Source organism: Sphingomonas sp. PP-CE-1G-424 (genome assembly GCF_004341085.1).
Classification (GTDB): Bacteria; Pseudomonadota; Alphaproteobacteria; order Sphingomonadales; family Sphingomonadaceae; genus Sphingomonas.
On record NZ_SLXW01000010.1, the window covers coordinates 1 to 20,903 of the forward strand.

13 protein-coding genes and 5 pseudogenes are annotated in these 20,903 nt (G+C 57.3%); 11 read left to right on the forward strand and 7 right to left on the reverse strand.

The features are described 5' to 3' along the window. The 3 genes from C8J43_RS22220 to C8J43_RS19430 all read left to right on the forward strand — a co-directional run. Positions 1-189, forward strand: a 189-nt coding sequence (locus tag C8J43_RS22220) for a hypothetical protein (protein ID WP_207893459.1), incomplete at its 5' end; no start/stop codon positions are given. Between the two features lie 815 nt (positions 190-1,004). Then, positions 1,005-1,688, forward strand: a complete 684-nt coding sequence (locus C8J43_RS19425) for a ParA family protein (RefSeq protein WP_082451467.1) — start codon at positions 1,005-1,007, stop codon at positions 1,686-1,688. Next, the gene (locus C8J43_RS19430; protein ID WP_133032273.1) at positions 1,685-2,035 is read left to right on the forward strand and encodes a hypothetical protein; all 351 of its coding nucleotides are present in this window, start codon (positions 1,685-1,687) and stop codon (positions 2,033-2,035) included. Before C8J43_RS19425 ends, C8J43_RS19430 begins: the two co-directional genes overlap by 4 nt. Before the next feature lie 83 nt (positions 2,036-2,118). On the opposite strand, the gene C8J43_RS19435 is transcribed toward C8J43_RS19430, so the two are convergent. Then, entirely contained in the window at positions 2,119-3,210 is a 1,092-nt protein-coding gene (locus C8J43_RS19435) for a hypothetical protein (protein WP_133032274.1), read from the reverse strand. 150 nt (positions 3,211-3,360) lie between these two features. Here C8J43_RS19435 and C8J43_RS19440 point away from each other — a divergent pair, with 150 nt between their 5' ends. Next, on the forward strand, positions 3,361-4,596 hold the full coding sequence (locus C8J43_RS19440) for an integrase (protein WP_133032275.1): 1,236 nt from the start codon (positions 3,361-3,363) through the stop codon (positions 4,594-4,596). 1,063 nt (positions 4,597-5,659) lie between these two features. Here C8J43_RS19440 and C8J43_RS19445 read toward each other — a convergent pair. Both C8J43_RS19445 and C8J43_RS19450 read right to left on the reverse strand, forming a co-directional pair. After that, positions 5,660-5,948, reverse strand: a pseudogene (locus C8J43_RS19445) (L-rhamnose/proton symporter RhaT); the annotation flags it as partial. A gap of 143 nt (positions 5,949-6,091) precedes the next feature. Then, positions 6,092-7,288 (reverse strand): GGDEF domain-containing protein, encoded by a 1,197-nt coding sequence (locus C8J43_RS19450; RefSeq protein WP_133032276.1) that lies wholly within the window; start codon positions 7,286-7,288, stop codon positions 6,092-6,094. 309 nt (positions 7,289-7,597) lie between these two features. Between C8J43_RS19450 and C8J43_RS19455 the strand changes: the two genes are divergently transcribed. Next, positions 7,598-8,266 (forward strand): OmpW family outer membrane protein, encoded by a 669-nt coding sequence (locus tag C8J43_RS19455; RefSeq protein WP_165899698.1) that lies wholly within the window; start codon positions 7,598-7,600, stop codon positions 8,264-8,266. A 529-nt stretch (positions 8,267-8,795) separates the two neighbouring features. Here the strand turns inward: C8J43_RS19455 and C8J43_RS19460 are convergent. The 3 genes from C8J43_RS19460 to C8J43_RS19470 all read right to left on the reverse strand — a co-directional run bounded on the left by C8J43_RS19460 (position 8,796) and on the right by C8J43_RS19470 (position 12,210). Next, positions 8,796-9,158: a hypothetical protein gene (locus C8J43_RS19460; protein ID WP_133032278.1), complete on the reverse strand. Its 363-nt coding sequence runs from the start codon at positions 9,156-9,158 to the stop codon at positions 8,796-8,798. A 1,030-nt stretch (positions 9,159-10,188) separates the two neighbouring features. Further along, the gene (locus tag C8J43_RS19465; RefSeq protein WP_133032279.1) at positions 10,189-11,115 is read right to left on the reverse strand and encodes a LysR family transcriptional regulator; all 927 of its coding nucleotides are present in this window, start codon (positions 11,113-11,115) and stop codon (positions 10,189-10,191) included. 615 nt (positions 11,116-11,730) lie between these two features. Next, on the reverse strand, positions 11,731-12,210 hold the full coding sequence (locus C8J43_RS19470) for a hypothetical protein (protein ID WP_133032280.1): 480 nt from the start codon (positions 12,208-12,210) through the stop codon (positions 11,731-11,733). Positions 12,211-14,160: 1,950 nt separating this feature from the next. Between C8J43_RS19470 and C8J43_RS19475 the strand changes: the two genes are divergently transcribed. The 4 genes and pseudogenes from C8J43_RS19475 to C8J43_RS19490 all read left to right on the forward strand — a co-directional run. Next, a complete protein-coding gene (locus tag C8J43_RS19475; RefSeq protein ID WP_133032328.1) occupies positions 14,161-15,561 on the forward strand; it encodes a methyl-accepting chemotaxis protein in 1,401 nt (466 codons plus the stop codon). A gap of 178 nt (positions 15,562-15,739) precedes the next feature. Beyond that, entirely contained in the window at positions 15,740-16,276 is a 537-nt protein-coding gene (locus C8J43_RS19480) for a hypothetical protein (RefSeq protein ID WP_133032281.1), read from the forward strand. A gap of 26 nt (positions 16,277-16,302) precedes the next feature. After that, positions 16,303-17,511, forward strand: a complete 1,209-nt coding sequence (locus C8J43_RS19485; RefSeq protein ID WP_165899699.1) for an HD-GYP domain-containing protein — start codon at positions 16,303-16,305, stop codon at positions 17,509-17,511. A gap of 297 nt (positions 17,512-17,808) precedes the next feature. Then, positions 17,809-17,981: pseudogene (locus tag C8J43_RS19490) on the forward strand (transposase); the annotation flags it as partial. 67 nt (positions 17,982-18,048) lie between these two features. Here the strand turns inward: C8J43_RS19490 and C8J43_RS19495 are convergent. Continuing rightward, positions 18,049-19,182 (reverse strand): annotated as a pseudogene (locus C8J43_RS19495) (IS3 family transposase). Between the two features lie 60 nt (positions 19,183-19,242). On the opposite strand from C8J43_RS19495, the pseudogene C8J43_RS19500 reads away from it, so the two are divergent. Both C8J43_RS19500 and C8J43_RS19510 read left to right on the forward strand, forming a co-directional pair. After that, positions 19,243-19,688 (forward strand): annotated as a pseudogene (locus C8J43_RS19500) (IS5 family transposase); the annotation flags it as partial. 56 nt (positions 19,689-19,744) lie between these two features. Continuing rightward, positions 19,745-20,698 (forward strand): annotated as a pseudogene (locus C8J43_RS19510) (IS481 family transposase); the annotation flags it as partial. Between the last annotated feature and the right edge of the window lie 205 nt (positions 20,699-20,903).

The window sequence follows — 20,903 nt, forward strand, 5'->3', positions numbered from 1 at the left end:
ATGCTCGCGCAGCACGCCAATGATCTGATCCTCGGTAAATCGGCCTCGCCGCATCACTCGTCTCCATCTGACGAGCTAACTTACCAATGGCATGATTTATGGGGAGCAGGTCACCGGCCGGCAACCTGCATACCAGCATCAACTTTACGAACCCAAAACCGCTCAACTGAACAAGGGGAACACACATGAATCGGACACTCGCAATCTTTGGGATGCTTGCGATCGCCCTCCCCTCCCCTCGCAACGGCGCAAAAGCTCGTTAAGGGCGGCAGCGGCATGCTGGCGACATAGAGGTGCCTTGCGGCAACCGATCGGTAGGGACAACCGCGCTGAGCTAGAAGCGTACGCGGTGAACCCTGCCGACGGGCTCTTTGCCGTTATGGTGGCTCTGATTTGGGTGGCTGACGCACAGAGCGGTGGATGCCCGGGTGTTGCCCCCCCTCCCCCTTTGCTGAAGCTGTTGGTGTCATAGTCGGGCGATCCCCTGCTCGTCGCCTGCGGAGAGGATTTAGATGGCCTTCAGCGCGAGCGGCAGCTTGCTGCGGGTGGATCGGTCCCTGGCGCAAACAATCAGGCTGCGCTGAAGGCGGCAGATTACCTATTGCATGCAAAGCTGCTCTATTCGGACACCGATCCTGGTAGCAGCGGTGGTCGTCTAACTCCAGCAGGCCACAACGTAGGCCAGTGAGGATGGTGGATATCCACAGGATATCCATTTGATTTGGCTACCATAAGGATATCCAGTCAATATTCTTTGGTTTGCGATTATTCATCGGACACCATATCCATATGCCACCATATTCATATGCCAGCTATTGGCATAGGCTACCATATGCATAGGCAACCATATCGCTAGGCCATCCAAAGGCTATCAAAAGGATATCCATCGTATATGTATTGCGCTATTAATAGGGTTTCGATAGGCAACCAGCAGCCTATGCATGGCCAATCGATCGCAATAGGCAATTAGTAGCCTAGTAAAATGTTAATGAGGAAACGCAGGCATGCCAGCGATATCAGTAGCAAACCCGAAAGGGGGTGCCGGCAAAACGACCCTTACGTTCATTCTCGCTGGGGAGTTAGCTCGCAGCGGCGCGTCGGTTGTCGTCGTCGATGCTGATCCAAACGCGATCATAGCGAAGTGGGGCGCCAGGCGTACCGCTGAGGGGAGGGCACTTCCGTTTGAGATCGTAGCAAGCCCAAAAGAGTCAGAGCTAGTAAAAGTGCTCGACGCCCTCACAGAGAAGAACGACTTTGTTTTAATCGACCTTGAGGGGACTGCTTCGCGAATGACATCACGAGCACTTGCCCGCTCTCACTTGGTTCTGATTCCGTTCAATCTCTCGCCGATTGACGCAGAATTAGCAGCTAATGCCGTTGGTTTGATACACGAGGAGGCGGAAGCCTTAGGCCGCGTTATTCCGTACCGCCTCGTCCGGAGTCGTGACAACGCGGCGATTGAGACAAAATCTGCGAAACGAATTACCTCAGCAATCAAGGACGCTGATCTACCCTTGCTCAGCAAGGGACTGGTAGAACGAGCAGCTTATCGCGACGTATTCGATTTTGCATCAACTTTGGAAGAACTGACCGATGAAAAGACTTCAGGACTTGCGGCAGCCAAACGAAACGCATTCGAAGTTGCGTACGCAGTCGTAGAGGCTGTGCGTGAGGAGACTGACCGATGAGCGGTTATGGGTTCAAGAAGCCTAATGCGGCACCGGCTGACGAAGTCGCCGACAAACTCAATCTTTCCGGCCTCTCGAAAGCGCCCCTTCGTATCGATCGTGTGAGAGAAGAGGAGGCAGTTGCGCGTGGCGCTGCAATGGGATTCGTCGATCGCGCCCAGGGGGAGGGCGAGAGTGTCTCAGCTCGACCTAGCCGACGTCGGCGGGAAACCGTCGCTCAGGGAAATCTCTTTATAAAGGGTCCACAAGAAACACTCGACTGGTTCGTTGAATTCACCAACCAGCGTGGTCACCGTTCTTATTGGCAGGCACTTGAGGAACTGCGGGCACTTACCGCGAAGGGTTAGGATCCTTCTAGGCACCGAGCCTCCCGCAAGTAAGGCAAGCGAACGGGCTAATAATCTTCGTGGGTATCCAAAAATCGCACTGGCTAGTTTCGTTTATCGAGACCCCGTGTGAGGAGGCGGTCAATCTCTGCCATTGCGATATCAAGATCCGCAGCCGCTGCACAAAGCGGACCGTGATCGAGGGACGCAGACGGCGACGGAGACGAACCGGGGAGGGCAGGGGATACCAAACCTCCCGTTTCGAGCCCAACGAGTCTCGCAGCAGCAAGCGCGCGCGCCTGGATATCGGCACCGGCGCGCGACAAGCTAAGTGCGCGCATGAGCTGCTTGCGCGTGGTCGGACCGAGCGCCGCCAAAAGCGTCCAAGCCTCAAACGCACGGGCGTTGCGGGATAAGCCGGCGAGGGCCTCACGACCGCGACCCAACACCGACTCTATGCGCTCCAAGTTCGTGAACGCGGCCAACGCTTCATGCGTGCTATGGTCGACGAGCGCGGCAGCCCGCTGGGCATCCATGACATCGAGGCGAAAGACCGTGCGCGGGACTATCCCGGTAACCTGTGGGAGGATGCCGCGTGCAACAAGCACAAGGTTCAGGGCCCAGCATCCGGCCGGCTCGGACGCAATGTAATGCCGCATCGATCGGGAGGGCAGGGGGAGTAGCGCCTCGTGCCCAGAGCTCTCGGCGAAGTCCGGCGCGCGGATCAAAACGTCGACCGCGACCGCAGCGCGCGCCAGCCCATGGAGCGGATGATCCGGACCTGCGTCCGCCAGTCCGCAGGCACCGGTGAGGGGGCCACCAGCAGCCGCCTGCGCCAAGGCGTCCTGGGCGGCGTTGAGCAATGCCAGCGCATCGACCTCGAACCCGCGCGTCGCGTTGACCATGCGAACGACCATCATTGCAGCGTCGGCAATCGGCGGCACCCCGTGTGCAGCAAGCCAGAGCACGACGGCGTCGCGGCGGGGGTCGTCGGTCAGGAGGATCGAGAGGGCGTCAGTAGAAGGCTGGTGGGCAGGGCCGACGTTGCCAATGCCGGCATCGCGTCGATACGCGCGCCACGCGTCAGCCACGGTGGCGAGGCTCGCAACCTTGCGGATTTCTGGGGAGGCAAAGCGAATTGCACCCGCCAGTCGACCGAGCGCGTAGCCCAGCGATGTATGATCAGTGGATGTCATTGCGCCCTTCATATGCTAGCAATCACGCGATCACTAGCCAGCCCTACGTGTCATGTAGACGAACTTGTCATAATCGGACATTATGGTAACTATAGCGATGTGCTACACAGGTGGAATGCAGGGTAAATTGGACCAGCCGGCAGGCGCCGCATGAGCGAAATCATCGTCCATCGCACAGACGGGGAGGGGCTGCCGGTCCGGGCACGGCGAGGCCTCGTTGAGCCGATCGATGTCCGCGTTACCCGATTGCTGGGCCTTGCGCTGCCCGCTGATGCCGGCCCCGTCAGCGAGATCGGCTTTTCCGTGCAGCTTGGCGCGATGGCAGCGGCGAGCAAGGCGGCGCTGGCGTCGGACCTGGGCTGCTATCTGCGTTGGTGTGAGGACATCCGTGTCGCCCCGCTGCCCGCCGAGCCCGAAAACCTGGTCCGCTACATTGCCATGCTCGAGGCGCGGGGTGCCAAGCCCGCCACGGTCGCGCGGCGGGTTGCCAGTCTTGCCACCGCACACGGCCTGTCAGGCCTGCAGGAGAGGGGGCACGCGCCGACGAGCCACGTCATGGTCCGCGCTGCGCTCAAGGGCCTGCGCCGGCGTCGTGGCGCGGCCCAACGCCAGGCGGCCCCGTTGCGCTTCGGGGCCTCGCTAGATCCCCATACCAAGGGGTTCACGCTGACCGCGCTGCTCGGCGCCTGTGGCGGCGATCTGCAGGGCTTGCGCGACGCAGCGCTGCTCTCACTCGGCTATGACGCTGGACTGCGGGTCAGCGAGCTCGTCGCCGTCACCGTCGCGCATATCGATCCGCACAGCGATGGTTCGGCGCTCCTGTTCATTCCGTCGTCCAAGACCGATCAGGAGGGGCAGGGGGCCTGGGGCTGGCTGTCCGCGGACACGATGCGCCGGGTCGGCGCCTGGTTGGTAGCGAGTGCGATTACCGAGGGGCCGGTCTTCCGCCGCGTCGGGGTTGATCGACGCCGTCTGCGCGCCGCGGTTCCGCCGATGGCGTACGAGGCAATCCCGGGGCACACGCGCCACTGGCAGGAGAAGCTCAAGGGCAAGAACGCCGAACCGGCGCGGACGGTCTACACCGTCGGGACGGCCTCGCTAAGCCGGCAGGGTGTCAACGGCATCTATCGGCGTGTGGCGCTGCGTGCATTCGACCAGGGGCTGGTGGAGATGCCGATCGCGAAGGTCGAGGAGGAGGCGCGCGCGCTGTCGAGCCATTCGGTGCGCGTCGGACTTACGCAGGACCTGTTTGCGGCCGGCGAGGATGGCGTCGGCATTGCGCAGGCGCTGCGCTGGTCGTCGCCATCGACCGCGTTACGTTATGGGCGGAAGCTTGCAGCCAGGAGCAATGTCGCGGCGCGCGTGTTGTCGAAGATCAGAGGCTGATCACCGCCTTGCCCGGCGAGCCCTATGGCACTGACAGCGGCCCTGGCAGCTGCCGGGGAAACCACGTCCGAAGGGTGTCTGAGAGCGCCGCAGCGACAACAGAGGGATCGCCTGTTCGTGTGCCGCTAGCGCGGACCGTGGTCGCCTGTCCTGTCCACACGACGCGACTATCGCGGCGGAGCGACTCGGTCACCTTGAGACGGGTCACGATCAGGCCGTGCAACTGATCCTTCCCCGAGGGCAAAGTCAGCGACAGGCTCCCAAGTCCGGCCGCCATGCCCGGCCGATTCAATTCGTCGTTGCCGGACCGAACAACGCCGCGCTGGGTCTGCGATGTCTCAACCTTAGCGACGTAAAGGCTGTGGTTCGCGTGGGGCAGGGGCAGGAAAGGCGTTCGAAGGAGGGTTCGCTGAACGGCGTCCATGAACGTTTTCGTGATAGCGGGGGACGTGGTCGGACTATCGGCAGCAACGATCGCTATCGTGCCGGGCTTCACCACGGATCCGGCAACCGGAAATTGCACTAGCGCTGCGGCCGCGGCGAAAAGGAGAACGTACATCTGACAGGCGCCGATCAATCACAGAAGTGATGAGCGGAAACGGCATCGCACCGGCCCTCCGCGTCGAACGTGGGGATGGATCATGGTCGAATGACGATCGTGATGTTCCGCTCGACAGTACTTTAGCCGAGCTTCTCGACGTGTCGATCAGCCCCGCGGCGCCGTCACATTAAGCCATCGCCCTTTTCAGCGGGTCCGCTTGTCTATGCGCGCGGGGGCGGTGAACTCGGCATCCAAATTCGAGATCCGCTTCTCGAGGGAAATCTAATCCAGGCGCATATCGCTGACCAGCCGGTGGATACGAGATCCTAGCATTGGCAGATCGCCGTCGAGCATCTTACCCGCCCAGACGTCTAGCTTTCGGGCCTCGCGCCATAATGTCACCGCGCTTGGTGAAGAGGCGCTTGACTTGGTTCATCAGCCAGTACGATCGTCGACGAGTTGTTCCTCACTCCTCAATTCAACGAACCGTATGGCCGCTGAAAGCGCAGGTGCAAAGGTCTTTCATGACGCGAGGCTGTTGCCGTAGCCGATGATGACGGTGGCAAGGACGAGCAGGGCGACGCCCGCCCAGACGGTTGCACGAATACTGGTGGCCGCGTCGCGCCACTCACGCAGGGCAAAGCCCCACAAAGTGCCGAAGATGATGATCGAGGCCATGTGAAGTGTCCAAGACGAGAAGCCAAAGCGCCCCATCTGGCTTTCACCCATCGTGTAGAAGACGAACTGGAAGTACCAGAGCGTCCCGCCCAGCGCAGAGCAAGAAGTTGGCGAGCAGCGGCGGTCGAGTGCCTTCAATGGTAGCGGTCGCACGGCGCTGGACCGAAGCGGCCAACCCATTGGCCCGCCGAACGATTGCGGACGATTAGTGCGACTGCAAAATAGGCGACCGCCGCATTAGTCACAATTAAGGAGGCGGTATGCTGTCAGAAATCGTCATGCCGAACACCCGATCACTATTGGCATTCTTGTAATAAGCGATCCGTCACAGACCCTGTTGCGCCCTTCCGTCTTCGCCTTGTAGAGCGCGACATCAGCCTGTTGGGCCGCGTGTTCGAATTCGCGCGGCCCCCCGGTCATTGCGCTGATACCGATGCTGACCGTGATCGGGACCGATCGGCCGTTCGGAAGAGCGAATGGGGACACCTCGATCGACGCGCGCAGCCGCTCTGCGATCGTCGCAAGCCAGTCGATGTCGACGTCCGGCAGCACGGCAAGGAATTCTTCTCCTCCCCAACGGACTGCGATGTCCTCGGCTCGTAGCGCCGTACGAAACCGGCGGGAGAAGGCGATAAGAATCATGTCTCCCGCCTTGTGGCCGTAAGTGTCGTTAATCGCCTTGAAGTTGTCAATATCGGCGATAAGCACCCCAGTCGGGCGTCCCGAATGCGAGGCTCGCTCTGACCGCTCAAGCGCGACTTGCAAGCCGCGCCGGTTGGTGAGTTCGGTCAGGGTATCGGTTTCCGCCAAGCGGTGAACGGTGAGAACTGCGCGCTCGCCCGCCATCGCGATGTAGCCGAAGTAAACGAGGATGCCGGTCGCCTGATCAAGGATCATCGACCATTGCCCGCTCTCGGCAGAGTTCATCGGTATGTCGGTGCCTACCAGGACGCTGAAGGTCAGAACGAACACCATTAAGTAGAACACGAAGGTGGTCGCGATGATGTAGCGCGACCACAGGCGTATGCTTTGCGACCGGTGCACCGCCTCGAACCCGGCAAGGCCAGCGTATGCCATGCAGAAGACAAAGACTGACGCGAGTGCCTCCCGCATGGGTGCGCCAACGAGAAGCAACGCGACATAGAATGTGCTGGGCGCCGCAACCATCAGCGCGAGCGTCGAGAGTTTAACGGTGCGGCTATTGAAGACGCGCAGCCCGCTCCACGACAAGGCGAGGCTCGAGATATATAAGGTGTAGATGATGAAGGCTTCGCTGGCGGACAGCCACCGCGTGACCGGAACGCGGGCCATGATCGCGGAACCAATCATCGACGCCAGAATGGCGCCGATCCAATGCCGGAGGTAGGTCTCGCGCGGCAAACGAATCGCGACAATTACAAACACCACTAGGTAGGACGCTCGTCCGACGGCGCTTGAGAAGTGGAGCGTTTCGACGTCAAAGGTCACCGACATGACCGTGGCCGACGCCCAAACTTTGGATCGTTAGATAAACATAAGTTGGTTTCACAAGCGCTCACTGGTGACTCGCCGAATGGTGTATGGACCCTACTCATTCGGCCATGATAGCGTTCAAAGATGATGCGTGGTTCTGGTAACCATTAATCTTTTTCCAGGTAGTTCCGACCCAATCTTTTGGAATCTCATCAAATCTTTACCGGTGCCCATCTATAGGAGGATCAAAGGTAAAAGTTTTTTTCCGTTGAGATCGAAAGACGCCTTTCTGAAATGATGAAGCTTGGAACCGCAGTATACCGGACGTCTATGTCCGCCAACCTCATGGTGTCGGCTTGCCTCTGCTGCGCGAGGGTCGCGGAGGCGCAAGAGGTTGAAAGTCCACCTCTGGCTTCTCCCATTCAAGCGACCGCAATTGGCTTGCAAGCTGGCAATTGGCTGGTCCGCGCGCGCGTCGCTGGGGTATTTCCGGTTGACGAAACGTCCGTGATCGAACCCATCGGCGGTCGGATCGAGACGCCGCGCATGCTGCTTCCTGATCTTCAGATCGCTTGGTTCCTGACTGAGCACATTTCCCTCGAGGGACAGGGCGGTGTCGTGCGCACACGCCCCCGCATCCGGGATTCGATAATCGGCGATTTCAAGATTGGAACGATCGGGAGCGCAGCTGCTGCCGCGTCCCTGCAATATCATGTCCTGCCGGGACGGCGGATAAATCCCTATATTGGCGCGGGAGTCAGCTACTCGCACCCGATCTGGACCGAACCCGCCGATGGCATTTCCGACTTCAAGGTCAAGTCGCAGATGAGCGTCATGCTCCAAGCCGGCGTTGACCGCCAACTGGGCGCAAACTGGTTCAGCAATGCAGTGGTGAAATATCTCCTTGTTCCCGAGCAGGTCTATGAGAGCGGCAGCGCTAGGTTCACCTCCGGCATGGATATGGTCCTCGTCGGGGCCGGTATCGGCTATCGCTTCTAACGGATCGCTTTCGCGGGCAGCTTCAAATTTGACGACTCTGTCAGTTAGCCCAATTTAAGCTAGCACGCGGAAGCGACAGGTAACGAAGTACGCTACTTTTCCGCATGAATGTATTTCGCATTTGTCATCAAGCAAAAACGGGCGGCGTGACCGAAGCCGCGCCGCCCGTTTCCGGGGCATTCAGGAGAGATGCTGGACCAAATGGGAATCGGTCCAGTGCTTTCATTATAGGGTAAAACCACGTGAAATCTACGGTTTCCGAATAATATTACGAGAAATATTGGTTTTTGTCTGACTGACGGCAAATGCTAAATTAGGCACGCTTTGACGGACAGGCAAGGTCAGCTTCATCAGCGACATTCGATGACAGAGGGGACTGTGCCGCAAGGGCTGACTTTGGCGGCCATCTGGCTTTCGTGACTTGGTCTATCGGGAAAGACGATCTCTATATGCAGACACCACAGCGGAGTCGTATCGAACATGGGAAGCTACCTTCGTCGAAAGCGTTTCACTCTTCAGACGTCGCCGATTACCGTTGGTATAGGCGAGTAGCCTCACCCCGGCCGACCGCGAGCCAGGGCCGGGACGGTTGGGAGCCCGTCGCACCATCCAGTGCCCATTCCGTCGCGCCCAAACTCTCCTGACGAGAGGTCATCAGCACCTTTCGAGTCAACGGCGTGAACAGGTCTCGGGTTGCAAACAGCGTCAGCGGATCATGGACCATGGCGATGCGAGCCGTGAAGTGGCGATCGATCGCTTCCGCCTGCAACGGCCGGTCCATCATCAGATCGATTCGGTCACCCTCACTCCCAAGCCGCTCTATCGAAGCGAACCTGCCCGCGACCGGCCGCGCGGCTCGCTGACGCTGAGAATCCTCGCCGGTCCAGCCCATGCCGGAAATGCGAGAGCGTATCACGGCGGATACTGGCATGGGTGCCGCGACGGAGGAAGCGACATGATCGCCCAGCGGATAGTCCCCGGTCTGGGTCAGGGTAAACGCTGGCTCCCCGCGCTGACGTCATATCGCCTGTCACGCGCAGGAGATAGTGGGCGACGTTGAATGGCCGAGGAGCATCTGTGCGGCCTGCCGACTGGCTACGCCATCGAGCAGTGTAAGATCGGCATAATCTAGTTCGCCGAGCAGGACTGCTGCAGGGCCATCCGTGCTTCTGACAGCCACCGGCACACACCTGAAGCCGCGGCGCATCTGCAATGCCCAAAATAGTCCGCCTGTTCATCATCACGTTTAGGTTCTCGGTGCCGCTGAGAATGTGACTTTCAAAAGTTGGGGTTGAGAAGTGAGAACGAAACTGGAAGGGAGATTAGCACATACGGTCGTTCTAACGATTGTCATGGCACGATGGCTTATAGAACAGGCACAACCCCGATGGTTAGGGAACGTGGTTTTACAAGTGATCGCCTGCATGGTAGCCGTGGCCACGTACGGCGGTGAGGGGAAACCTAAACGATTTCAGAACCTCTTGATGCGAATAGCAATATCGATAGCGGGTAAGAAAACAGGCCTTATCGCGAATGCCATCAAATGTACGGGATCGTTAGACCGGAAGAACCGAAGTGTAAAAAGGCGGCATGCCGAAAGGGTGATATGATCGGACTAATTTGGATCAGATAAACCAGTGCAGGATTTAAAGCGCTCCAGGTCGTCAACGATGTTTCGAGTTAGTGCACGGATCACCATACTGGCAATTAGGTCGCCTTATAAGGAACCTGACAGGTCCCCGCTCTAGATAGAAATAGGGCATATGGGTGGCACTTCAGGGCGATAGGCTAATATTGCGTAGATAAGTCACTTCGACAATCCTGACCTTTTCCTCCAGTTTCAAGCGTCTACGGTGCTGAACATGAAAGAGGAAATATCCATCATTGTAACGCCTGCTCGTACCGTCAATTATATGACTCAGTCAAGCATAGCTGCTCGTCATTATAAGATCATCTAAAACGGCTCTAAGCCAGACATGCCCAGAATCAGTGTCAAAGCGATGACTCCAGTACTTGGTGAGCTCATAGTAGACGGGAATACCAGGAATTTTAATGATGAACATTTGCCGGTCTTTTGCAGCATTGAATGCGATTGGCTGTGGAACAATAGCCATACTATTCGTAACATCGGCCAAAGCGGGAAGGAGAGATAGGTGCGTTGTACTGAACTCGATTTGTGTTCGCGATGAACCCATTAATTCTGACAATTTCGATAAATCCGGCTTCACGAGGGCAGCAGGTATCTTGAGACCCATGCGCGCCTCGGCGGCAAACTCCTCATAGGTTTGCGGCGGCTTAGTCACGAAACGGTGGCCGGAAGACACGACGCCTTCTAGCGGATGGCGGGCTATCACTTCAACATTCAGGCCTTGGGCTAGTACCTCCGAATACCCGAGATATGCCATGTCTACGGTGCCTGATGTCAGTTCGCCAGGAAGTGCTGGACCGATAGCGCCGAATCGAACGGTAACGCTGGGCGCCTGTTCAGTCAAAATCGTCTGGAGGGCTCCGGCGATGGACAGCATAAGAAAGTCTGTCATTACAATGACGAAATTCCTCCGTACTGTGGCTGGCGACCACACCTCGAAAACAAGCAAGCGCTCCAATTCAGCGCATGCTGCATCGAGGGCGGGCAGCAGATCGTCGGCGAACGGCGTGCAAATCATCGCCTTTCCGTTTTTGACCAAGAGGGCATCGCCGAAGTGGCCTCTTAATCTGGCCAGTGCGCTACTGGTCGCCGGCTGAGACAAACCTATCCGGCTTGCTGCACGGGTAACGCTTTTTTCCGCCAGCAAAGCACGCAGCACGGGTAATAAATTGAGATCAATAGATCGAAGGCGCTTACTCATGGGCTATCCGCCAATTCACTACCGCACTCCTTAAAGTTCGAAGAAAGGGACTAAAAGGGTGGTCGGCAAAGGCCATTATCACCGCCCCCCGCCCCCTGCGAGGCGTTCTAACGATAGATCGTACGTTACGCTTACTGAGCGCATCCCTCTCAAACTTAGATTACGATAAAATGAAATTCATCTGACAAATGAGTGGGTTATCATTTATGAATTTTCGGATCGATGCGTGCCCCGCCATACTGATTCCAAGGCCGGCCGATCGACATTTTGCATAATTTTTGCGCAGCACTAATGTTTTTCAGCCGCCAAACCAGTCAATGCAGCAAAATGGCCAAAAATGTCATGTCAATAGAGAATTATAATATAGTACAAAATAGGCTCTACGAGTTATTGGCTATACTTGACGCTTTAAACGAACCACTCGCCGCCGTACATGTTAACCAAGCTATAGAAGTCATTAAATTGCACGCGCAGAATATAAAGTTTTCGAATAATGCAATAGAAGAAGATGTAGCGCAAGTCCGGCCTAAAAGTCATACCTAACATATATTGCCATAATTCATTTATCAAGCTAGCCACTCGGCAAGTAAAAAATGCGATAAAAGATAGTTCTATCTAGACCATGCTAATGTCTATTAGGCATCTATCCATGATAGATCGTCCATTGTCACTGATTTTCAAGGTAGTCTTTCTCTTGTCCCTTGGGTCGACAGTTGAACTAATTAAACCTCTACCCTCAAGGATTCCAATCCAACGTAGACCTGTTGTGCGAGGTACGCCAGCCGCCTTGCAGCAAGCGCCTGCAGATAATGTCGCCTTGCTATCGCCGGTATCGCCGCCGTATACGAACAGCATGAGGTTCGTTGCCGGATCCACAAAATCATTTGCACCAAGATGAGCGGCGATGATGTTTCGCTGCCGCAGTAATTCTTTTGCCGAAGCTCGCAGCATCTGACGATTATCCGCCAATAATGGAGCTTCACTAGGATCTCCGACCTGAAGTGCAAGGAGATCGAGCTGGTCACGGATAGAACGAATACGGTCTAAAGGCGGTATGCTATCATCGTATGTGCCGGCATTATTCGATCTCTTCATTCGTCGTTATCTCGTTTATTATGTTGATGATTTTTGATAATCGGCAATCAATCAAAGCCACTTGCGATTCGCCACCGGCCCCCAAGGATTGAGACTAGGCTCCAAGCGCGCTAACTCGTTTAGCGGCTGATTTTCCCGTTCAGAGCGACTTCCCAATTAATAACTACGCTTTGTCAAAATGTCGATCAAATGCCTGATTTTCTCCAGCACGCAGGCCTATATGCCTCTTCAAGGGCGACGTGCTGGTGGATCACGCCGACTGACTTTTTTGGTGCGTGCGAGTTGCGGCGTGGGTGAAGAGTTCACCTTGTCAACGACCATGTGGCTCAGTTTGCTGCTTGCAAGATGGGCTTTGTCCTTCAATTAGTGTCGACCTCAAATGGCTTTATAATCCTAGCAGGTTTAGCCTCGCTCCAGCGGATGTTTCAACCGGGCAAGCCTGAACCAACACCGTAAAGTTCTTGCAGACGACGTGGTGAGACGCAACCGAGCGTCACACCTCGTTAGCGCGGACCCTGGCATCCGCCTTTGCCAACGGCACGAGGCCCTGGAACAGCATCGGTCCGTGGTTCCAAACGTGTGCACGGCGCCTCCCATGCGTCCATCCGGATCAAGGCGACGATCCGCGCAGCGATTTTTTTTGCGATGCCGACAAGATCGAAACGAACTAATTAACATTTTTTTATTTATGTCCGTTATCGACTAGCCGGGCCTGAAAAGACGTTGTAATCGATTGAAATACGAGGGGAAGCTAGGTTAATGCCGTACCAACGTATGATAATTTTAGGCGGCGCATTGAGCCGGGCGTTTCCCATAACCGATGATTGCCCGTTCGAGGATGTCATCGCTCGGCTGGACAAAATCTCGGCAAACCAAGTCATTCACCGAGTGCCACTACGAGAAAACGATAATCATAAAATTGACATTGACTAAACGTCGAAAATTAATTCACCGAATCTATCAGTATTTTATGAAAAGAGGAATCACTAGATTACCGATCTTGCGTAGGAGGGCGCGGTATTTTGTGGATTGGCTTAGCACTAGCACCCTGATATCTGGAAATATGGATGTTGTCGACTGTTCAGTATAAGCTAGGCTTAAATATATACGTAAATGACTCAGACCTGTTGTGGCACTGCGCTTTAAAGAAAGCTTTAACGTATCCATTTGCAACATTAGAAACCGCGCTGGAGATGATCGGGCCACGTGAAGATCCAGACATTCCCGAATGTCTGCTTTTGCTGCTTTATCCGAGCGTGTCCGGATGCAAATTAACTAAGCTGAGTTTCAGTTGCATATCGCAGAGTGAGAATAAATCGATCACTTGACTGGGGTTAACACGACGGTGGCTGTGGACGTGCTCCCTGCTTGCAGTGCGCTGACATCTTAGCTCCGATGCCATATGCACTTGGCGGGTGGCAGTCCGTCAAGGGTGCTGTATGGACGCACGGTATTTCGTCCGTCGGTTATGACCCGTATTGCCGTAGCCGACGATGGAAGAGCATGTCATCGAGTCCGATACGAACCTGGGCGCTCGCCGTGCGCATACGGTTTCCGCGCTTGCGCATCGTCAGTTGCTTTTCGTTGCACCGCCGATACACCTTTTTCGGGTCCTCTTGTCCTTGCGCTTGTACGGGACATCCAGCCGTTGTTAGCCGAACAGACGACGCTCTATAGCTATTCGCGCATCTGTTCGCAGACAGCATTATACTGCCGACAAAGCGGCGCCCGGCCCCCGATCTGTCTGCCAGTGCGACGCTTGGAGGGGCCGTATGAAATTGCGATATACTATAATCTATTACCATGAGTATAGCCTAGAAAAAACGTCCATAACGGACCGAGCTAAACCATTTTGGCCTATAAGTCAGAGAGACAGCACCGGTTTATCAAGGCGGTGAAACCTGCTGAAGCCGTTGAGGAAACGACTTCTTTTTAGGAAAATGTGACGTGATGTGGTTCAAAGAAACGGCGCCGATCCGGGAAAAGATGTCCTTCGTTGTAAGCTTCATGACCGGAATGGTCTTGCTTACCGCGTTGGTTGCGCTTGGCGGTTTTGCTATCGGTCATCCCTACATCGGCCTAGCTTTAGGTATTTTTCTCGTCCTAGCCACTGCTTTCGCGGGTCTATGGATCAGGGAGGCGATCTGCGGTCCCTATGTGTCGACAGTAGTTCGAATGGAAGCGTTGGCTTCGGGTGATCTGGCAACGCCGATCGAGTTCACGCACTACAAAGATTGTGTTGGACGCATGACCAAGGCAATGTTTACCTTCCGCGAGACAGCCGAGACCAATCGCCAGCAGGCGGAAGCCCAAAAACAATTAGTCGAGGTGCTGAGCTTGCACCTTTCGCAGTTGCGCGATGGCGATCTGACGTCGTCGATTACAGTCGATGTGCCGCGTGAGTATGCAGCCATCAAAGCAAATTTTAACGATGCGATTGACTCGATGCGTGATTTAATTGCGGCCGTTTCGGAGAGTGCGATGACGATCCGGACTGGGTCGGGCGAAATCGCGCAGGCGTCGGAGGATCTGGCGCGTCGTACTGAGAGTAATGCTGCAGCGCTGGAGGAAACCGCGGCGTCTGTGACCCAGATGGACGGTCGCCTGCGGGCGTCGGCAGGAGCAGCCGCACGAACCGTAGAGCGCGCGGATCGGGCAATCACGACGGTCGGCGGTGGCCGGGCAGTCGCGGACGAAGCAGTAATGGCTATGGGCCGGGTCTCAGAAAGCGCCAAGGGCATCGACTCAGTCATCGAAGGCCTCGACAAGATCGCCTTCCAGACGCGGGTGCTGGCAATGAACGCAGCAGTCGAAGCGGGGCGAGCAGGTGACGCCGGCCGCGGGTTCGCGGTGGTTGCCGACCTGGTGTCGGCCCTTGCGATGCGTGCTGAAGAGGAAGCCAAGCGCGCGCGCGATCAGTTGACGGTGACGCAAATCGAAATCGTCACGGCGGTCGATGCGGTGACAAAGGTCGACGGGGCGCTAGCCAACATCTCAGGCGACGTGGCGCAGGTCCACGAGCTGCTGGCAACCATGGCGGCGGACAATCAGGCACAGTCGTCGGCAATCACGCAGATCTCCGTTGCTATCGGCACAATGGATCAATCAACGCAGCAGAATGCCGCTATGGTCGAGGAGACCTCTGCAGCAGCTCGAAATCTGGCTAGCGAAGTGGGCAACCTCGCCGATCAGGCGGGGCGATTCAAGACCGCACAGTCCGGTGGTCGTTCCACACAGGTGTGCAAGCCTAATTACATGACGCCGGCGGCCTACACATCACAAATTCGCCCTCTGCCGGCTGCCGCCAGATCGGCGATGGTACGCACGGACGACGACTGGACATCGTTCTAGGGGCACGTCGTCCCACTGAGCCCCATGCTCGCGACCCAAAGGGCGGGGCGCTTTATCCTATCCAAGTGGCGCCTTTCTGTCACCCATTTGGCGACCGTGAATGGCCGCCCTTGGGTGCCATTGATCCGGAGATCGTGTGTATTATCCCCCTTTCCTGTTTGAGGGTCGCGAAATCGGCATGCTGCGCGATCTTTCGACTTATCAGAATCTGGATACTTCGTCAGAGCCAGCATTCGACACGGTGTGTCTCGCACAAAGCCTATTCGATGTGGCGACCAGCACCGTCAGCCTGATCGATATTGAGCGGCAATGGTTCAAAGCCCGGTCTGGCCTGGACGTAAGCGCAACCGTTAACGCCGAGGCATTCTGCTCACAGGCAATCACCGGCAGTGATGTTCTGACAATCTTGGATGCAGCGAACGATGAACGCTTCGCCAGCAATCCATTGGTGACCGGCGTGCCGTACAATACCTGCCGGATCAGGCTAGTCGCTTCAAAGTGGTCGAAGTCGGCAGTCGCTACTGGCCGCCAGCCTCCTGCGAGCCGAACGGCGCAAATTCCGGATTTTATAGATCGTCGTTCAAATCGCTTCCCAGCGCTGCCGTTTCGACGCTCGTTCGCGTCGATACTAAAGATTGGAATGCATTCTAGTAACACGCAAAACGGCGGAAATAGCAAGAAATCAGCTGCCGCTACATGGGATTTGTCATGCTGAAACGGATTCGGTGCGAAGACGCGACGATGGGTATGTTCGTTCGAGGATTTGAAGGTAAGTGGCTATCACATCCATTCTGGAAAAATCATTTCTTAATATCTTCGGAAGAAAAATTGGCGAGGGTGCGGACAGGCCAGATTGCTGTTATTATAGATACCTCGCGAGGGCTCGATGTAGCGGTGCCGCAGGGCGAGTCCGCTGCCACAAAGCAGATGGCAACAAAGGGCCGGTTTGGGCGCGCTGACACGACGCGTGCCGCTGAACTGGCGCAGCGCTGCACCGGTGTTGTCAAAACCCTGTTCGATGATTGCCGTCTGGGCAGGACTATCGACACTGCTGCGATCCTATTGATGGTTGACGAGATTTCAGGTGAGCTCGTTCACAATATGCCTGCCTTCCTGGCGGTAACTCGCTTGAAGGCCAAGGACGAGGCGACGTACACCCACTCCGTAGCTGTATGTGCGCTGATGATCAGCCTTGCTCGGGAGATGGGGGTACCACCGTATGAGGTGCGCGAGCTCGGCATGGCAGGCCTTCTTCATGACATCGGCAAAGCCATCGTGTCTGACGACATCCTGCATAAGCCGACGCCGCTGACCCGAGAAGAGTGGGCCCAGATCAAGCGCCACCCCACATTCGGGTATGAAATGTTATCCCGAACGCCGGGACTGCCGCCGGTAGCATTGGATGTCTGCCTGCATCACCACGAACGACTGGATGGGACCGGATATCCGTCTAGCCTCATAGAGGCAGATATCAGCCGTGCAGTTCGGATGGCCAGCGTTTGCGATGTGTATGATGCGATGACATCTATTCGCTCGTACAAGAAAGGGATGTCGCCGCTGGAGGCAATCACGGCGATGGACGCCGTAGACGGCCATTTTGACCGCACGATCCTCTTCAGGTTCATGCGCAACATCGGCGTTTATCCAGCGGGTAAGCTAGTTCGGTTGGGAGGCAATCGGTTAGCTATTACGCTGCCCCCGCATCCAAACGGCCTGGGTTGCGTCTTTCGAGCCTTTTATTCGACCACCGATACGAGATTTACTCGCTACGAGGACATAATCTTGGCCGAGCACGTGTCTTGCGACGACGCTGTCGCCGCAGAAGATCCAATAACTTGGTTCCACGCAGACTGGAGCACTATTGGTGCTGCCATCATGGCTGGCCGACGAGTAGACTGTAACGCACTTTTTACCAGGAATTTGCCGCCCGAGATTGCAACGGCGTCATAATGACAAGGCATGTGCGCAGAGCCATAGCCGGCCGGTCGCCGTCGATGTATCGACGGACATCCTCACACTGGATGCGTACCGCGGCATAGAGCCCGGCGCACTCGGCAAACGTAAGCCGTCGCGCTTCGCTTGGTTGTAGATGGCTTCGAGCACATGGAGAGAGAATTTCAGGTCGTTCATGCTTGCCTCGCCATTTGCCCTTCGTAGAACATACGGTGAATACTGTTCTCGAGCTTGGGTCAGGACCCATTGATGTAACAGGTACGATCTGATTCAGGCTCCGTGAGGAGACTGAGGATGAGCGACCTGTACTGGCTGACAGACGAGCAGATGGCACGCCTGCGGCCATATTTCCCAAAGAGTCATGGCAAGCCGGGAGTTGACGACCGGCGGGTGTTGAGCGGCACCTTTTCGTGAACCGCAATGGGCTGCGCTGGCGTGATGCGCCCAGCGACTACGGTCCGCACAAGCCTGTCCTGAGCCTGCCGAAGGGACGCTCTACAATCTTTGGAAACGGTGTGGTGATGTTGTTGCCCCCTAAAGGCCTGACAGAGCCTCGCAGGTTTGCGCGATGAACTCGCGTGGGGATCGATAGCGCAAAGCGCGGTGCGGATGCACCTCGTTATAATGGGCGAACCAGCCGGGCAGTTGGTCGATGACACTCTGCGCATCTGGCCTGGGGTTCACGCGGACATAATCGCGCTTGAGGGTGCGAACGAACGCCTCGGCCATGCCATTCGATTGGTTCGGGCACGCGGTTCACCTGGCCGTAGCGATGCTCGACCGTGGCGACCATCAAGTCCTGGACGTCCTCAGCGGTGATGCCGCCCCTCGTCGCCACGTGTCCCATGGCCTCCCGGTCGCAGCAGTCGAGCGCGAACGCGACACGGACCTTCTCGCCATTGTCGCAGGTGATCTCCAACCCGTCGGAGCACTAGCGGGTGTTGCGAAGGTCGACGGCGACCCGGCCGTCGTGACGCCGTTCCTCGCGGCGTTCGCCGTCCCGTTGTAGCAGCAGACCGTGCACCTTCATGACGCGGTAAACGCGTTTCGGATTGGGCGCTTCGCGCCCGGTCTTTTCGGCTTGCCGGCGCAGCAAAGCATGAACGCGGCGATAGCCGTACGTTGGCAGATCAGCGACGAGCGCACGGATGTCGGCAACCAACTCAGCATCCGGCAGCGGCGGTCGTCCGCGTGGTCGGGACGCTGGATGATGGTGCCTTGCGGACAGGTGTGGTCGAGTGATGCCGACCGCCTTTGCGACCGCGCTCACCGTCCATCCCGCGGCAACGAGGTCGAGCGCAACAGCAATTTTTTTGGGCCTGCGGCCCGGGACACGGCCTCGCGGAGCAGCTCGTTCTCCATGGCCTTCTTGCCGAGCAGCCGGTGTAGTTCGCGCACCTGCGCCTCGAGCGCACGGTACTCGGACGCCGGCACCACTTCCTCGCCCGCTGTCGCGGCGGTCAGCGCACCCTGCGCCATCAGGCGCCGCCAGGTGAAGATCTGATTGCCACCGATGCCGTGCCGGCGGGCGACGAGCGACACGCTCATGCCCGGCAGATACGTCTCCTCGACGATCCGGACCTTTTCCTCCGGTGTCCACCGCCTCCGGCGCTGAACACCGGAGAGAACCTCGCCATCGTTGTAACGCCTGGTCGTACCGTCAGTCATATGCCTCACTCTTATCTAAGAGCGGGGCCCTGTCAGGTCATTTAGGGGGCAACCTCAGGTGAGATGGGTGTGTTCTTGCGCATGATGGAGAGCTTGGCTGCCACTGATACCGACCCAAAGACCGTCATGATCGACGCGACGTATCTGAAGGCGCACGGCATCGAGTCTGCGGGTTGAAAAGGGGATCTCGGGCGCCTGATTGGTCGCACCAAAGGTGGCATGAACACGAAGCTCCATGCTGTGACCGACGCAAACGGCCGTCCGCTCAGCTTCTTCATGAGGTCAGCGATTACACCGGTGCGGCCGCATTGCTCGACGATCTGCCCAAGGCGCAATGGCTGCTCGGCGACCGCGGTTACGACGCCGACGGGTTCAGGGATGCCTTGCAGGCCAAGGGAATCCAGCCATGCATCCCAGGTCGGAGGTCTCGGCTCGAGCCCATCAAATCCGACAAACGCCGCTACAGGCGCCGTAGCCGTATCGAGATCATGTTCGGGCGGCTTAAGTGTTTGATCCCACGGTTTGATGGTGCGATCCTTTCGTTGGAATGGAAGGAGGCCGTATGGGACAGGTACGTCATGGGTGCGCCACGACCACGCACGCCGTCCGAGCCGCAATACAGCGATCGCAAGCTTCGCTCGCGACGCTGAGCCGGGAGCTGGGGATCAACCCCAAGACGGTGGCAAAGTGGCGTAAAAGGGCGACGGTTGAGGATCTGAAGACTGGGCCGAAGGCCCCTCATTTAACGACCTTGTCCGAGGCTGAAGAGGCAATGGTTGTGGCGTTCCGCCGGCACACGCTGCTACCACTCGACGACTGCCTCTACGCGTTGCAGCCATCGATCCCGCACCTGACCCGGTCAGCGCTGCACCGCTGCCTGCAGCGGCATGGTATCTCCCGCCTGCCGGACATCGAAGGCGACAAACCGAAGCGGCAACGCTTCAAGCGTTACCCAATCGGCTTCTTCCACATCGATATCGCCGAGGTGAAGACTGCCGAAGGCAAGCTCTACCTGTTCGTCGGCATCGACCGCACCAGCAAGTTCGCGGTCACCCAGTTGGTCGACAAGGCTGATCGCCGGACAGCATGGGAGTTCCTGGAACACCTGCTGAAGGCTGTGCCTTATCGCGTCCACACCCTCCTCACGGACAATGGCATCCAGTTCGCCGAGCAGCCGCGTAACCGCAACACCGCCTGGTCGCGCCAGATGCGCTTCGACATGATCTGCGAGGCGAACGACATAGAGCACCGGCTCACCAAGCCGAACCATCGCTGGACGAACGGTCAGGTGGAGCGGATGAACCGCACCATCAAGGAGGCGACCGTCAAACGCTTCCACTACGAGAGCCACGACCAGCTACGAACGCATCTCGCCGACTTCATGGCGGCCTACAATTTCGCTCGCCGGCTCAAGACGCTCAGCGGTCTCACACCCTACGAATACATCGCCAAGATCTGGACGTCAGAGCCAGACCGGTTCATCGTCGACCCGATCCACCAGATGCCGGGACTAAACAGTCCGCCGATTTTGATTTTTCCTGGAGTGCTTTCAGGGTGGGCAGCCTCCAGCATCTTACGACACATCCGCGGCAATTCGGGTACAGCACGGTCGGATAGCTTTCCTGTCCGATAGCTGCCGATCCGGTTTCGGGTAGGTCGGGCCAATCGCCAGCGCCGGAACGACGATGGTGGGAGATATCAGCCGCGCAGACCTTCTCACA

Bases quoted from the DNA above. Each gene is read 5' to 3' on its own strand.
- C8J43_RS19450 (WP_133032276.1), bottom strand. From the start codon at position 7,288: ATGTCGGTGACCTTTGACGTCGAAACGCTCCACTTCTCAAGCGCCGTC.
- C8J43_RS19460 (WP_133032278.1), bottom strand. From the start codon at position 9,158: ATGGGCTGGACCGGCGAGGATTCTCAGCGTCAGCGAGCCGCGCGGCCG.
- C8J43_RS19430 (WP_133032273.1), top strand. From the start codon at position 1,685: ATGAGCGGTTATGGGTTCAAGAAGCCTAATGCGGCACCGGCTGACGAA.
- C8J43_RS19435 (WP_133032274.1), bottom strand. From the start codon at position 3,210: ATGACATCCACTGATCATACATCGCTGGGCTACGCGCTCGGTCGACTG.
- C8J43_RS19455 (WP_165899698.1), top strand. From the start codon at position 7,598: ATGTCCGCCAACCTCATGGTGTCGGCTTGCCTCTGCTGCGCGAGGGTC.
- C8J43_RS19465 (WP_133032279.1), bottom strand. From the start codon at position 11,115: ATGAGTAAGCGCCTTCGATCTATTGATCTCAATTTATTACCCGTGCTG.
- C8J43_RS19440 (WP_133032275.1), top strand. From the start codon at position 3,361: ATGAGCGAAATCATCGTCCATCGCACAGACGGGGAGGGGCTGCCGGTC.
- C8J43_RS19485 (WP_165899699.1), top strand. From the start codon at position 16,303: ATGGGTATGTTCGTTCGAGGATTTGAAGGTAAGTGGCTATCACATCCA.
- C8J43_RS19480 (WP_133032281.1), top strand. From the start codon at position 15,740: ATGCTGCGCGATCTTTCGACTTATCAGAATCTGGATACTTCGTCAGAG.
- C8J43_RS19475 (WP_133032328.1), top strand. From the start codon at position 14,161: ATGTGGTTCAAAGAAACGGCGCCGATCCGGGAAAAGATGTCCTTCGTT.
- C8J43_RS19425 (WP_082451467.1), top strand. From the start codon at position 1,005: ATGCCAGCGATATCAGTAGCAAACCCGAAAGGGGGTGCCGGCAAAACG.
- C8J43_RS19470 (WP_133032280.1), bottom strand. From the start codon at position 12,210: ATGAAGAGATCGAATAATGCCGGCACATACGATGATAGCATACCGCCT.